This is a genomic window from Acinetobacter sp. AYS6, assembly GCF_025630795.1.
Taxonomy (GTDB): Bacteria; Pseudomonadota; Gammaproteobacteria; order Pseudomonadales; family Moraxellaceae; genus Acinetobacter.
This window is the reverse complement of the sequence record NZ_JAOTNV010000011.1, coordinates 36,771-50,730: the sequence shown is the minus strand read 5'-3', so window position 1 is coordinate 50,730 and position 13,960 is coordinate 36,771. Positions and strand designations below refer to the sequence as shown.

The window sequence follows — 13,960 nt, the reverse complement described above, 5'->3', positions numbered from 1 at the left end:
GAACCACTATGGTGACCATAGAACATGCTTTCCTCATACCGGCTGAGATTGACAAGGTTTTCAAATATCTTGCAAACCCAGCCAATGATGCAGGTTGGCAATTGTCGTGTAAGCATTCTGAACTGCTAGACAATACTCCACGCGTGGGCAGCAAGTATGAAATCGGTTTTAGCTTTATTGGTCGTGAGATGTCCTTTAAAGGTGAAATCACACATCTAGTACCGAACGAATTGTATGCGTTCAAAGTCGTGGAAGGTCCTTTTCACTACACCGGTACTTACCGCTTCAAATCACATCCGGAAGGTACATGGATTGAGTGGGTGTTTGAGGCTGAGCCAGGTAGTTTTTTTGGTGTATTGCCTCCAGCACTACTGAAAAAGATGGTTCTTGCCCAGTTCAAGAAAGATGTTGCTAACCTTGAAGCGTTGGCTCAGAAGGGCGAAGCCTATGAGTCGGCTGGTAAAGATGGTAAGCAAACGCATGAGACCACTAAACCACTTCGTAAGACTCATCAGGTGATGGAACAATACTCGCGTTGGATTCTCAAACATCGCCGTATTGTACTGACTGTGGTGATGCTTTTAACGATTGCCTTGGCGTATCTTGCATCTGGCGTAAAAATTATTATTGATCCAGATGCGCTTGCCCCCAAAGGTCATCCTTATATCACCTCGACCAAGCTGATTGAAAAGAAATTCGGCTCCAAATACATGGTCGTGATTGGTATTACACCGAAGCAGGGTGATATTTATCAGCCGCAAGTGTTAGAAAAAGTTAAACGCATTACCGAAGAAGTTGATAATGCTCCGGGCGTGGTTCGATCTACTCTAATGAGTCTGGCTGCGCGTCAGGCTAAAGGGATCACCGCCAATTCGGATGGATTTGATGCCAAGAAATTACTGCCGAATAGTTCTGTGACCGAGAGTGATGTCGATCACCTGAAAAAACTGCTGGCACTGAATCCAATCTATATGAATTCGGTAGTATCTAAAGATCAGAAAACTGCTGCTATTTTGCTTGAGCTTGAGGAAAGTCCAGAGGGCTTCCAAAAGATGATGGGCCCGATTAACAAAATCGTAGCCGCTGAACAGTCTAAGGACATGACCATCAGTGTTGGTGGTAATCCAGTCTATTTAGATAAAGCTGAAGATTATTCTAAGCGTATCAATATCTTGTTCCCAATTGCCGTGTTGGTTATTGGATTATTGCACTTCGAAGCATTCCGCAGTAAACAAGGTTTGATCCTGCCATTAGTTACAGCATTGCTGTCTGTAGCATGGGGTATGGGCATGATGGGGCTGTTCAAACAGCCAATGGATATTTTTAACTCTCCTACACCCATTCTAATTCTGGCCATCGCGGCAGGGCACGCCGTGCAGTTGCTCAAGCGATACTATGAAGATTTTGATCGTCTGATCGCCCAAGGGATGGAGCCTAAAGCTGCGAATAGCGAAGCCGTGGTGCAGTCTATGGTTCGTGTTGGTCCGGTTATGATATTGGCTGGCGGAATTGCAGCGGCTGGATTCTTCTCTCTGTTGACCTTTAATATTCCGACTATCCGTTCATTCGGTATTTTTACAGGAATCGGGATCATCAGTACGCTGATCATTGAGATGACTTTTATTCCTGTACTTCGCTCAATGTTACCACCGCCTTCGGTTACCAAGGTTGCACGCAAAGGTTTGCCGATCTGGGACTGGATTCCAAAACGCATTGGTGATGTCATTTTGTCAGTTCGTCCGCGAATGATGCTAATGACTGTGATTGCAGTACTGGGTATTTTTCTTGCTCTCGGCACGAGTCGTATTGTGGTAGATAACGATAGCCGTAACTTCTTCTCGCGCGATCTACCCATGCAGCAAGACGACAGATTTTTGAATCAGTCTCTTGGTGGCACAAACAGTCTCTACATCATGGTCGATACAAAAGTTCGTGATGGTATTGAAAACCCAGAAATCCTAAAAGCGATTGATAATACAGAAAAGTTCGCGAATTCAATTCCAGAGGTCGGTAAAACCATCTCTATCGTGGACTATATCAAAAGAATGAATCAGGCAATGAATGCCGATCAGCCGCAGGCATTTCAGGTCCCAGCAACCAAAGATGTTGTTGCTCAGTATCTGCTGTTGTATTCAATGTCTGGAGAGCCGACTGATTTTGAATCTTATATTGATACGACTCAGCGCTATGCCAAGATCACGATACTGCTAAAAACAGGTAGTAATCACCGTATCAAAGAAATCCTTGAGTCGCTAAAAACATATATGGCGGGTCAATTGGGTGATAAAGCAGTCGTGAGTTTTGGTGGTGATGTGACTCAGACCATCGCTTTAACTGAAACCATGGTCCACGGCAAACTCATGAATATTCTACAGATTTCATTTGCCGTATTCTTTATCTCTGCGCTAGTTTTCCGTTCGTTCTCTGCTGGACTCATTGTCCTGACCCCACTTCTATTCTCGATTCTTGCGATCTTTGGTGTGATGGGCTGGCTCGATATTCCGCTCAATATTCCGAATTCCCTTATCTCCGCCATGGCGGTTGGTATTGGTGCAGATTATGCCATTTACTTCCTCTATCGCTTGCGAGAAATCTTGAGTGAAGAGGGTGGTGATATCAAAGATGCTATTCGTAAAACTTTAAGTACTGCTGGTAAGGCTTCGCTTTTTGTTGCGACTGCTGTTGCTGGTGGGTATGGCGTATTGTCCTTATCGCAAGGCTTCCATGTGCATCAATGGCTAGCGATGTTTATTGTGATTGCGATGCTTTTCAGTGTATTTGCAACCTTAATTATGGTACCTACAATGATTCTAATATTGAAACCTCGTTTTATCTTTCCCTTAAATAAGAAGAACATTACCGTTGCACAAACTGTTGTGACAAGTCTCTTGTTGGGTACGGCGCTCACAATGTCGATGCCTAAAACATCTCATGCAGATGAAGTTCAAGACATTGTTAACCGTAGTGATGATGCCTCTAAGTTCTTGTCTTCAAGTGCTAGTGCTAAATTTGTGCTGACGTCTAAAAGCGGTGAGCAACGCGTACGTTTGACTAAAAATATGACTAAGCTTGCTGGAAATACCCAGAACAATATGCGTTTGACTGAATTCATCTCACCAGCAGATGTACAGGGAACCACGACACTGTTGATTGAGAATGCAAAAGGCAGTGATAGCATGTTTGTCTATTTGCCTGCATTGAAAAAAGTACGTCGTCTTGCATCAGCGAATAAGGGCGATGCTTTTATTGGTACGGACTTTAGTTATGGTGATGTACTTGGCTATAAGCTCAGTGACTGGAAGTATACGAAGCTGGCAGATGGCAAATTTAATGGTAAAGATTGCTACATGATTGAAGCAACGCCAATTAACAATACTGTGAAGAGTGACTTTGGTTATAGCAAACGTCGTATGTGCATCCTCAAAGATAACTTTGTTACAGCAACCATCGACATTTGGGATACAGCAGGCAAGCCTTTAAAACACATTGAATTCACCGATATCCGTCCTTACGGCAAAGTGAAACCAAGATGGCAGGCCATGAAATCTATGGCGAAAAACCTGCAAACTCAGCATATGACACAAGTTATCGTTAACGATTTTGTCGCAGAAAAAACTTTATCCGATAAGCTTTTTTCACCGCAGAGTCTTGAAAAATGACGCAAGGTGCCTATTGGGTATTTGCATGCTGCAGTAGCTTTATGCTACTGCAGCATGCTCATGCAGATGACAGCGAAATTAGTTTTGTCAGCCAGAACTCAGCCAGACTCGATATATGGTCATCAGATCGTGATTTAAGTTCGTTAAAAAACATTGGACAAGCAAGTTTCTGGTCCAATGGTACGCTCAAGTTTAATCCAGAGTTTAAGATCCATTACGACATAAATATTGGAGACGAAACGGACCATACTGTAAACCCAGATCAGGTGAGTAAGGTAAATCGCAACTTACGTGAGTTATATGCCTCTTATAACTGGGATCAGACCGTCTATGTCGATGTTGGTCGACAGATTGTCATCTGGGGGAGAGCTGATGGGATTAATCCGACAGATAATCTATCGCCCCGTGACTATACGCGCCTAGTGCCTGATGAGACAGATCAACGTCTTGGAAATGATGCAATCAAATTGACATATATTCCTGAATCAGGAACCAATAAATGGACAGCATTGTGGTATCCGCGTAGTCGTTCAGATGTGATTCCATTGCGCCAGATTTCTGGTGTCCAGTATGAAATAGATAAGAAGAGCCGTCCTGCATTTGCAATACGCTGGGATTATTCTGTAGATGGTCTAGATGTGGGTGCATCGTATTTCTCAGGTTTGGACCACATGCCCGATCTGTCAGTACTTTCTGCATCTCCAACAGGGGAGGCAACATTGCAGCTGAAAAATAATCCTATGTCCGTCTATGGATTTGATTTCAGTTATAACCATAACGATATCGTGTGGCGCGGTGAAGCGGCATATACCCACACTGACTCGAATGGTAGTGAAGATCTTACGCACAAAAAAAATAATCTGACCGTGGTCATGGGTCCAGAATTAGCCTTGAAGAATTCCACGCTAAGTTTGGTTGGCGTATACAAACATACGGAGGACTTTAGATCTGCCGACAGCCTAACAAATCCATCATTGAGAGAAGTCTACCGTTATCAGCAAACAATCAGTAACCAATATGAGCAGGATCAGTATGGAGCTATGCTGCGCTATGCACTTAACCTACTGAATGATAATCTAAAATTAGAAGTAACAGGATTCTACTTTGCACCAGAGCCTAATGAATTATTGAGGGTTCGTATTAATTACAGCCTTGATGATCACTGGCAATTGAATGTAGGTGGAGATCGCTTCTGGGGTAGAAATGATACGGTGTTAGGACAATTTAGAGATAACAGTCTGGTGTATGCCCAGGTTCGATATAATTTTTAAGATAATTCGCTCCAAAACAATGCTGGGAGTGCCCAGTCCCTAATAAGGTGATTTATGGATAATTTAAATAACGCAAAAAAAGATAATTTTTCACGGAAGACCATATTAGTAACAGGTGCAGCAGGTTTTATTGGTAGCAGACTGATCGTTGATCTTCTGCGTGAAGGTCATCAGGTGATTGCTGCGCTGCGTAATGCCGCAACCAAGAAAGATAAGCTGTTAGGTTTCATTGCAACAGAAGGGCTGGTCGATCCGTCTATTTCGTTTATCGAATATGATTTAAGCCGCGATTTTAAGCTGGACTCTTTGCTAGCGGATGCTCAGGCAAAGATCCATGTGATTTATCATCTTGCCGCATCCTTTAATTGGGGCATTAGCAAAGCTGAAGCTGAGCGTACCAATATTAAGTCAGGACTTGCCTTGATTGAATGGGCTGCAACATTGAAGCAGCTTGAGCGATTTATCTGGATTGGTGGATATCGTGTGGCTACTCCGCCACAAGAGTCAGCTGATGAGTTGTATTGTAAACATGGTGGCTATGAAGCTTCAAAAATTTTAGGTTATCAAGCTTTCATTGAGGCCTGTAAGCGTTTAAATGTGCCATGGACTGCAATAAATCCAGCCACAGTTATTGATGGTTTTTATAACTATGGCGATATGCAATATATCGGTCTTGCTGGCATGATTGATAAGCTCTATCAGGGACGTCTACTGGCATTGCCAGGTGGCCGTGACACATTCCTACCACTATGCAATATGCAGTATATCGTGAGCTTTCTGATCCGAACGATGTCTTATCCTGAGACCATTGCTCAGGAGTATATGCTGCTTGATCCTGCGACGCCGAAATTTCATCGTCTCGTTCACCTAGCTGCCGAGCATTTGGGAGTCAGCTCACCACATTTACAAGTACCCAAAGGTCTATTAGAGAAATTACCTGAGGTCTTACTTGACGGCTCTAAAGAACAACTCTCTTTCATTTCTACCGAGCACTATCATGTTGCCGGGGCAGAGGCGATGGCAGCGAAAATGGGCATCGCAGACCTGATCAATATCACTCCTTATTTCTCTCGCTGGATTGATCGTTTGGTACTTACACGCTTTGGTCGTATGCAAGTACCAAAACTTAATTCTTTCAGCTATCAGAATCGATATTGGACAGAAATCTATACTAAACAGCCTGTTAGTTCTGACACCTCATCTGCATTATTTTTACATGGCATTCCATTTGATAGTGCATGCTGGTCTCCAATCATCAATAAAATCACATACGATCAGGTCGCTATGATGGATCTGCCGGGACTTGGACGTTCAGGCAGTTATGAGCTGATGGAAGACAACAATCATCAATTTATTGATGCTGCTGCAAAGCTTTTAACGCCAAATAGTGTTGTTATTGCGCATTCGTTAGGATGTCTTTTTGCGTTGAATCTTGCAAAGAAATATCCAGATAAAGTTGCACGCCTCATCCTCATATCGCCTTATTTTGTTCAGGCACAAGCCGCTAAAATGTTTCAGATAAAAACTATATCTAATCTGATTTTCCGTTTTGTGCCAAAAGATATGATTGCTAAAGACCTACATCCAGATGGACAACAAAATCCGTCTGTTAGTTATGCGATGGATTCATTACGTCGAGTGTCGGTAGCCAAGCATATTAGTGAGTATATGCACCGTATTAGTTTGCCGCAGCAGCGAGCAACTCAGACAGCTTTATTAAACGAGCTTAGCTCTAAAGTTGAAATCATTGTGGGAGATAAAGATCCAATTGTTACCACAATAAGCTCAGATATCCCTATACATATTATCGCTGGTGCAGGCCATAATCCGCACGTTACACATGTAGATGCGGTTTCTGACTACCTCGTACCTGTTCTGATGAAATACAACAGCACTACCGCTTCCTAATGTCTGATCTTGCACAAGTGCAGGTCTATGTCTGCCCAGTTACACGGGTACCACAAGACCATATGGTATTAAGTCATTATCTCGGCTTTCTCAGTTCGGTAGAGAAGCTGAGATATGATCAATATCATCCTAAGGCGGCTCGTCTTTTCTTGATCTCCCGCGTATTAGTGAAGACTGTCTTGGCGGATAAGCTAGGCATTTCACCCCATGAAGTTAATATTCAATTACATCCCAACGGCAAGCCTTTCGTACAAGGCAGCAAGGCTGTGTATTTTAATCTTACTCACTCAGCGGACGTTATTATCCTCGCTGTGACTGAAGAAGGGGAAATAGGTGTTGATATTGAACAAGTGGATCGTGAGTTCGAGTGGATGCGTGTCGATAGTGTGTTAGACCTAAGTGAAATTGAGTGGATTAAAGAGAAAGAACTCACTGATTCATCCAGTGTATACCAGCGGTTTTTTCAAATATGGACTTTAAAAGAAGCCTATATTAAATGTACTGGCGAAGGAATGAGCCGTCATTTAAAGAAGCTTAACTTTCATGTGTTGCCTGAGCATATACAGTTTCTCGATTCAACCAATGATGCTCAAAAGACAGAAGAGTATTATTTTGAAAGCTATATATATGATTCTCACTTCATCTTTTCTATATGTTTACAGCAAAGCCATAACCTAGAAAGATTTAATTTGGACTGTTTTCAATTATTACCTTTTATATCTACGCATCGAATAACTCCAACGCCTTGTAAATATAACTAGATTGAACCGTTATAACTGACGATTTAAAAATGTGAACCTAGTAATAAAATATTTGACTTTGAGCTGAACCATTCTCAATGAATTATGCTGTGAATGGATAGACCGCAAAAATTATGAATCAATGAAAGAAAAAAGCCCCAGTCTTTCGACTAGGGCTTTTTAAATTTGGAGCGGGAAACGAGACTCGAACTCGCGACCCCAACCTTGGCAAGGTTATGCTCTACCAACTGAGCTATTCCCGCATATATAAGCAGTTTTTACGAAAACTTTCTCAAAAAAAACCAATTTGGAGCGGGAAACGAGACTCGAACTCGCGACCCCAACCTTGGCAAGGTTATGCTCTACCAACTGAGCTATTCCCGCGTGCCGCTTATAATACATTAAGCGAAACATGGGTCAACAACTTTGTGCAAATAAATATGCTGATTGCATAAAATAAAATCAGAAATGAGTGTTTAGCTGTATTTTTATCGTTAAGTTGCCGAATAATTAGACATTTTGTTTGAAGCCAAAGCATACAAGAGCAACTTTTGTTTGTGTGTAGACAGGGTATACTAGGTTCAAATATACGAATAATCGTAAAGGAAAAGCTATGAGCCTTGAACAACAATTGATTGAACGGTTACAAACCCTTGCACCTAGCCATTTGGAAGTTATTAATGAATCGGCTGGACATGGTGGTTATTTCCCAGGTAAAGAGTCACATTTTAAAGTGATTGTAGTGAGTGAAGAATTTAACGGATTACGTTTAGTTCAACGTCATCAAAAAGTTTATGCCTTGGCTTCAGACTTAATGAATCCAGGTCAAATTCACGCTTTAGCAATTCATGCCTATTTACCAAGTGAGTGGCAAGGTCAGGCGCCTGCTAGCCCAGAATGTGCACATGCACCTAAAAGCTAAGGGCTAATTTCATGGATGCACATTTACTCACTAAAATTATTCATATGACTGCGGTGGCTGCTGCACTTATGGTTTTTGTCTTACGCGCTTCAACTCTGTTTGTCGGCGTGCAAGGGGAGCAACCAAATCCGGCGGGACGCAAAATATTAGTTGCCTTACAGCATTTGTCGTTTACCGTAGTTTTTATTACTGGCGCAATTTTATTGGTCATGAAAGACTTTCAGGTACAGCCGTGGTTTTACGCTAAAATTATTCTATTTTTAGTCTTGTTATCTTCTCTGATGAAAGCCTTTAAAAAAGATGACACTCTTTTATTGGCACAGCGTCGTGCGGGTTTAATCATTAGTGCGATCGCATTTATTGCTATTATTATTTTAGTGATTGTGAAGCCTGTTTTTGCTTAATTGTTCTACATTCTTTGCCTTTTTGCTTAAGCTCTAGGTTAAACTGCGTACAGTAAAAAAAATATGCAGAGGGAAACATGTTAACTCGTGTGGTGTTTAACCAAAAAGGCGGTGTAGGGAAATCAAGTATTACTGTAAATTTGGCCGCGATTAGTGCCAAACATGGCTTAAGGACATTGGTCATTGATCTTGATCCTCAAGCCAACTCTAGTCAGTACCTTTTAGGGGATGACGCAACCTATTCTGCTGAAAAATCAATTTTAGAACCAAATATCGAAAATTTCTTTGATGATGTGTTGGGAAACAATCAACAAAAGGGTTTAATCGGTAATGCATTAGGTTCGATTTTAAAAGCCCCACGAAATAAAGATATTGATAGCTTTGTACACTCAACTCCCTTTGCAAAATTAGATGTGCTTCCTGCCAGCCCAACACTTGGTGCTCTTGAGCATGCACTTGAAAGTAAACATAAAATTTATAAATTACGTGATTCAATTCAAAACTTAATTGGACGATATGATCGTATCTATATAGATACACCACCTGCATTCAACTTTTTTACTTTATCGGCACTCATAGCAGCAGATAAAGTCTTAATTCCCTTCGATTGTGATGTCTTTTCAAAGCGTGCGTTACAAACATTGATTGAAAATGTTCTCGAAACGCAAGATGATCATAATGATCGCTTGGAGATTGAAGGAATTGTCGTCAACCAATTTCAAGCTCAAGCAAAATTACCTCGGGAAGTGGTTCAGCAGTTGAAAGATGAAGGGTTGCCTGTACTTAATAGCATGTTACCGCCTTCAGTTTTAATGAAAGAATCGCATCAGAAAAATTTACCTTTGGCTCATTTGGCACCAGAACATAAATTGACTCAAGCTTATGAGACATTGTTTGGTGAAATTGAGCCAAAACGATAAGAGAAAAATGATGAAAGGCTTATATATTGCGCCTTTGGTGGCAGTCACTTTATTACTAGGTGCTTGTGCTACGACGGTAAAACCAACTTACGTGTCTCCGACACAATATCAATCTTTGGGCTGCCAACAGCTACAAAGTGAATATAACCGTATTCAACAATATATCGACAATGGTGTACAAACTCCGAAAAGTACCGGTATGGGCGTCGGACTTGGACTCGGTGGTGGTTGGGGACGAGGAGGTTGGGGATTCGGTCCATCCATCTCTGTCAACATGGGACAATCTTCTTCAACGAAAAACACCGAACTTTCACGTGTTTTAGGTCAGCAAGAAGCAATTGTTCAGGCTGCTCAGTTTAAAAATTGCCCAATTATTGTTCGAAAAAAGACGAATTAATAGACAGTTTCGCATCACAATATGCTAATTACGGCATATTGTGATGAATAAAGTTTAGCAAAATGTTTCATAATAAAATTAATATAAATCAATATTTTTTGAATTTTAAAGCTTAATAAATTCTGTATTTTCTATAATCTAAAGCTCTCACAAACTTGCTATATTTTGCCTATTTCGTTTAAGGTGGCCCCATCTTGGATGTTGTGGAAATTTTATGATTGAGAGTTGGTTTTTTGTATTGGCAATGTTGGCTGTTTTGCTCATTCCGGGGCCGACAAATGCTTTACTTGCAACCGCTGCTCATTCTCAAGGTTTATCTAAAGCATTCTGGCTTATTCCAATGGAATGGTTAGGCTATGCCTACGGTATTAGCTTTTGGGCTGTATTTATTCATTTAGCTGCTCCAATTTGGCCAGCACTACTGCTCATTTTGCATATTACGAGTGTGTTCTATGTATTCTGGCTTGCTTTTCATCTATGGAAGAACACGCATTTACAACAGTTCAGCCAAAGTCACCGCAATATTCGCCCTCGTCAATTATTTTTATCTACCTTAAAAAACCCTAAAGCTTTGTTGTTTGCAGCGGGTATCTTTCCTGCTGAAGCATGGAATTCGCCTGAAAATTTTCTTATCGTATTTGGTGTTTTTACTTTAATCCTGATTCCGGCTGCAAGTTTCTGGATGATTTTTGGACGGGCACTGTTAGCGGGTCCAATCAAAAAAATAAAAGCCGATCATTTATATAAAGGATCGGCCATGTTGCTCATTTTATGTATGCTTCCGGTGGTGTTCCGTTTCTTTTAATTAGTCTGGAACATTGGCTTTTCGGTTTTTGAGTTTTTCACGTATAAATCCAATGATGCCTGGTAAAACACTAATGATAATGATGCCAAAAATAAGATGGGTAAAGTTATCTTTAACGATTGGCATATTTCCAAATAAATAGCCTAAAGTGACAAAAGAAGCGACCCAACATAATGCTCCAATCAGGTTATAAGTTAAGAAAAACTTATAGTTCATGCTACCAGCCCCAGCAACAAAAGGGGCAAAGGTACGGGCAAATGGAACAAAACGAGCAAAGATAATGGTTTTGCCACCATGGCGAGCAAAGAATTCTTGAGTTTTAACTAAGTGCTGTTTATTAATGAATCGAGAATTCATTTCAAACACACGGGGACCAATAAAGCGTCCAATATGGTAGTTGACCGTGTCACCTAAAACGGCAGCAATGAAGAGTAGAGTACCCAGTACCCATGGATCCATCGCGCCTGTAGAAGCTGCTAAAGCACCAGCTGCAAATAGTAAACTATCTCCCGGCAAGAACGGCATAACCACTAAACCGGTTTCAACAAAAATAATTAAAAATAGAATGCCATAAATCCACGTCCCGTAATTTATAATAAATTCGGCGAGATGTTGATCAACGTGTAGAATAAAATCAATAAGTTCCATGATAAGAGCAAGTGGTAAACCGTGCTCAAATCCTAGCAGTGAGCCTATAGAAAGTCAGTATAAAGCATCAAAAAAATACAAATTGATCATCTCGTTTATGCAACGATATATATGGATTTTGAGTATTTAATTATCAATGTCCCAAACCTAGAATGAGCTCATCAATAAATAAGCATTTAAATAAAGGTGGCAATATGTTTAATCCAAATGTAGTGGTCAAAAATATCGTAACGCAATCAGGCGCAGACAGTTTCATTAGCCTTATTGCACGTCTTCTTATCGCCTATATCTTCCTTGTTGCTGGTTGGGGGAAAATTACTGGTTATGCAGCAACTGCTGGATATATGGAAGCAATGGGGGTTCCAGCTGGAATTCTTCCGTTAGTCATCTTGGTTGAGTTCGGCGGTGGTTTAGCCTTGTTATTTGGTTTCCAAGCACGCTTTGCAGCTTTCGGACTTGGAATCTTTAGTATTCTTACTGCATTTTTATTCCACCAAGGTGGTGCTGATGCAGCGGCGCAATATAACAACGGCATCCATTTCATGAAAAACCTTGCAATGGCAGGCGGTTTATTCTTTCTGATGCTTCATGGGGCTGGCCGTATTAGTTTAGATCATGCAATTGAGAAATAATATTCAAGATAAAATAAAACCGGATGAGCAATTCATCCGGTTTTTTTATTTCTATGATTGCAAGATTAGAGCATAAACTGGATTTGTAATTCCCCAACAACAAAACCAAGTACGGCACCGACTGCAATGAGTGCCCACTCATCTTCTTTGAATGCAGGGCGTAACATACCTTCAAATTCAGAAGGCGTTAATTTTTGCATGCGTTCAATTAAAGTACTACGAATATTCATGGCATCTTCTGCATAAGACTCAACGTATTTCATCGTCTCTGGAAGACGTTGCAGAATACGTTCAGCAACTTGCGATTTCATATCCTGATATTTTTCTCCGCCAATTGCATATACGACTAACGGGCGAATAACACCCGCTTGCATATCAATTTCTTGTTTTACATGACGGTTAACTAAATCAATAACACGCGCAGAATGTGTGCCAGAAAATAATTCTTCCATCATATGGCGTGAGGTCAAAAGTTGCTTAGAAATTAAAGCAGCATAGTCGGCGGCAACTTCATTTTGACGTTTAATAAATAAACCTTGCCACGTATAACCCAATATTTTTTTAGGATAAAGTGGTCTAAACATCATTTGTAATGCAATCCAGTCACTGAAAAAACCAACAAAGCCGCCAAACATTGGCAGCATCCACGGGTATTTTCCTTGTGTGACAATCCAGCACAGCATCTGGATCACACCAATACCGAAACCGAAGAAAAATCCGACATTACTAAAAAATTTAAATTCTTGTTTGCCCACTCGTTTAAAAATATTGTTGAGTAGGCGTTTGTCTTTAAGCAAGTTACTAATAACAAGATGTTTAATATCAAAATATCGGTTCACATCACGTTGTACTTCACTCATGATGTGCTCAACAATCTCGGGCGCTTTTGATTGCACACGACGAATGAGTCTTTGACGCGCAAACTCTGGCATGCCTTCCCATAATCCAGGCTGATATTCTTGCGCAACATCACGGGTAATATCTTCAGCTGCGGCAAGCAGTGGTTTTTCTATTTCTTTGGCAATACGTTTAGGATCTAGGCGTGCAAAAATTTCTTCAGGTTTAATAAGTTTGGCTGTCATGAGCTCAACAGCAATTGTTGCCATTTTCTCGGCTTTACGTGGAACGATTCCTTGCCAACCTAGAAATGGTTTAATGCCTTTAAATTCAAGTGGCGAAAACATCATTTGAATGGCAATCACCTTGGTGATGTAGCCAATTAAACCACTCATAAAAGGAATAGAGATATACAACCAAAAATGTTGCTGGAAATCTGCAATCATAGTTTGAAGCATTGTTGTTCCTTAGATTTCTATTGATTTTGATAGGGGGCAACAAGCCATAAAAATGGATAATTGTTTAAGCACAGACAAATATCGCTTATGGTATTTACCTTTCCATGGTAATGCCTGTTTTATCGGGTCATCTTAACATCAAATTCATGGGGATGCTGCATAGAATGTGATGAATTTATCAATACATGTGAAGTTTTTGAAATTAATACATATGATTGATAAATATGGTTAAATTTTTATTTATATTAAAGAATATAGCTATAGAAATGATTCAGAAATGAAAAAAATAAGATATATGATGATTTGCGGTGCGCCGAAGCGTGAAAAATGTTAAAATGGCGCGCTTAATTCTTTTGCCA

12 protein-coding genes and 2 tRNA genes are annotated in these 13,960 nt (G+C 40.6%); 10 read left to right on the top strand and 4 right to left on the bottom strand.

The genetic code is table 11. From position 1 onward, the window contains the following. The first annotated feature begins 8 nt into the window (after positions 1–8). Genes OD757_RS16975 through OD757_RS16960 form a run of 4 tightly spaced genes read left to right on the top strand, consistent with a single transcriptional unit; the run spans position 9 to position 7,599 of the window. Positions 9–3,659 carry an outer membrane lipoprotein-sorting protein gene (locus OD757_RS16975; RefSeq protein WP_263032587.1) on the top strand — a complete coding sequence of 1,217 codons (3,651 nt, stop codon included), beginning with the start codon at positions 9–11 and terminating at the stop codon, positions 3,657–3,659. Next, on the top strand, positions 3,656–4,930 hold the full coding sequence (locus tag OD757_RS16970; protein WP_263032586.1) for a porin: 1,275 nt from the start codon (positions 3,656–3,658) through the stop codon (positions 4,928–4,930). The genes OD757_RS16975 and OD757_RS16970 overlap by 4 nt, the downstream gene beginning before the upstream one ends. Positions 4,931–4,984: 54 nt before the next feature. Continuing rightward, positions 4,985–6,838, top strand: coding sequence for an alpha/beta fold hydrolase (locus OD757_RS16965; RefSeq protein WP_263032585.1), 1,854 nt, complete (start codon positions 4,985–4,987; stop codon positions 6,836–6,838). Further along, the gene (locus OD757_RS16960; protein ID WP_263032584.1) at positions 6,838–7,599 is read left to right on the top strand and encodes a 4'-phosphopantetheinyl transferase family protein; all 762 of its coding nucleotides are present in this window, start codon (positions 6,838–6,840) and stop codon (positions 7,597–7,599) included. Before OD757_RS16965 ends, OD757_RS16960 begins: the two co-directional genes overlap by 1 nt. 166 nt (positions 7,600–7,765) lie before the next feature. On the opposite strand, the gene OD757_RS16955 is transcribed toward OD757_RS16960, so the two are convergent. Next, positions 7,766–7,841, bottom strand: a tRNA-Gly gene (locus OD757_RS16955). Positions 7,842–7,886: 45 nt separating this feature from the next. After that, a tRNA-Gly gene (locus OD757_RS16950) sits at positions 7,887–7,962 on the bottom strand. Positions 7,963–8,191: 229 nt separating this feature from the next. Here OD757_RS16950 and OD757_RS16945 point away from each other — a divergent pair. From OD757_RS16945 to OD757_RS16925, 5 genes are all read left to right on the top strand, one after another. Continuing rightward, complete coding sequence (locus tag OD757_RS16945) at positions 8,192–8,500, top strand: BolA family protein (protein WP_000051228.1); 309 nt, start codon at positions 8,192–8,194, stop codon at positions 8,498–8,500. Positions 8,501–8,511: 11 nt separating this feature from the next. Continuing rightward, complete coding sequence (locus OD757_RS16940; protein ID WP_004795332.1) at positions 8,512–8,904, top strand: SirB2 family protein; 393 nt, start codon at positions 8,512–8,514, stop codon at positions 8,902–8,904. 77 nt (positions 8,905–8,981) lie between these two features. Beyond that, complete coding sequence (locus OD757_RS16935) at positions 8,982–9,824, top strand: ParA family protein (RefSeq protein ID WP_005037493.1); 843 nt, start codon at positions 8,982–8,984, stop codon at positions 9,822–9,824. Between the two features lie 10 nt (positions 9,825–9,834). Then, on the top strand, positions 9,835–10,221 hold the full coding sequence (locus OD757_RS16930) for a hypothetical protein (protein ID WP_204388964.1): 387 nt from the start codon (positions 9,835–9,837) through the stop codon (positions 10,219–10,221). Between the two features lie 214 nt (positions 10,222–10,435). After that, positions 10,436–11,026 (top strand): LysE family translocator, encoded by a 591-nt coding sequence (locus tag OD757_RS16925; protein ID WP_204388966.1) that lies wholly within the window; start codon positions 10,436–10,438, stop codon positions 11,024–11,026. On the opposite strand, the gene OD757_RS16920 is transcribed toward OD757_RS16925, so the two are convergent. Beyond that, on the bottom strand, positions 11,027–11,674 hold the full coding sequence (locus tag OD757_RS16920) for a DedA family protein (RefSeq protein WP_204388969.1): 648 nt from the start codon (positions 11,672–11,674) through the stop codon (positions 11,027–11,029). Between the two features lie 194 nt (positions 11,675–11,868). Here OD757_RS16920 and OD757_RS16915 point away from each other — a divergent pair, with 194 nt between their 5' ends. Then, the gene (locus OD757_RS16915; RefSeq protein WP_004795325.1) at positions 11,869–12,306 is read left to right on the top strand and encodes a DoxX family protein; all 438 of its coding nucleotides are present in this window, start codon (positions 11,869–11,871) and stop codon (positions 12,304–12,306) included. A gap of 65 nt (positions 12,307–12,371) precedes the next feature. Here OD757_RS16915 and OD757_RS16910 read toward each other — a convergent pair whose 3' ends face one another. Beyond that, positions 12,372–13,589, bottom strand: coding sequence for a DUF445 domain-containing protein (locus OD757_RS16910; RefSeq protein ID WP_204389012.1), 1,218 nt, complete (start codon positions 13,587–13,589; stop codon positions 12,372–12,374). Between the last annotated feature and the right edge of the window lie 371 nt (positions 13,590–13,960).

Bases quoted from the DNA above. Each gene is read 5' to 3' on its own strand.
- OD757_RS16935 (WP_005037493.1), top strand. From the start codon at position 8,982: ATGTTAACTCGTGTGGTGTTTAACCAAAAAGGCGGTGTAGGGAAATCA.
- OD757_RS16940 (WP_004795332.1), top strand. From the start codon at position 8,512: ATGGATGCACATTTACTCACTAAAATTATTCATATGACTGCGGTGGCT.
- OD757_RS16945 (WP_000051228.1), top strand. From the start codon at position 8,192: ATGAGCCTTGAACAACAATTGATTGAACGGTTACAAACCCTTGCACCT.
- OD757_RS16915 (WP_004795325.1), top strand. From the start codon at position 11,869: ATGTTTAATCCAAATGTAGTGGTCAAAAATATCGTAACGCAATCAGGC.
- OD757_RS16920 (WP_204388969.1), bottom strand. From the start codon at position 11,674: ATGGAACTTATTGATTTTATTCTACACGTTGATCAACATCTCGCCGAA.
- OD757_RS16910 (WP_204389012.1), bottom strand. From the start codon at position 13,589: ATGATTGCAGATTTCCAGCAACATTTTTGGTTGTATATCTCTATTCCT.
- OD757_RS16970 (WP_263032586.1), top strand. From the start codon at position 3,656: ATGACGCAAGGTGCCTATTGGGTATTTGCATGCTGCAGTAGCTTTATG.
- OD757_RS16930 (WP_204388964.1), top strand. From the start codon at position 9,835: ATGAAAGGCTTATATATTGCGCCTTTGGTGGCAGTCACTTTATTACTA.
- OD757_RS16975 (WP_263032587.1), top strand. From the start codon at position 9: ATGGTGACCATAGAACATGCTTTCCTCATACCGGCTGAGATTGACAAG.
- OD757_RS16925 (WP_204388966.1), top strand. From the start codon at position 10,436: ATGATTGAGAGTTGGTTTTTTGTATTGGCAATGTTGGCTGTTTTGCTC.
- OD757_RS16965 (WP_263032585.1), top strand. From the start codon at position 4,985: ATGGATAATTTAAATAACGCAAAAAAAGATAATTTTTCACGGAAGACC.
- OD757_RS16960 (WP_263032584.1), top strand. From the start codon at position 6,838: ATGTCTGATCTTGCACAAGTGCAGGTCTATGTCTGCCCAGTTACACGG.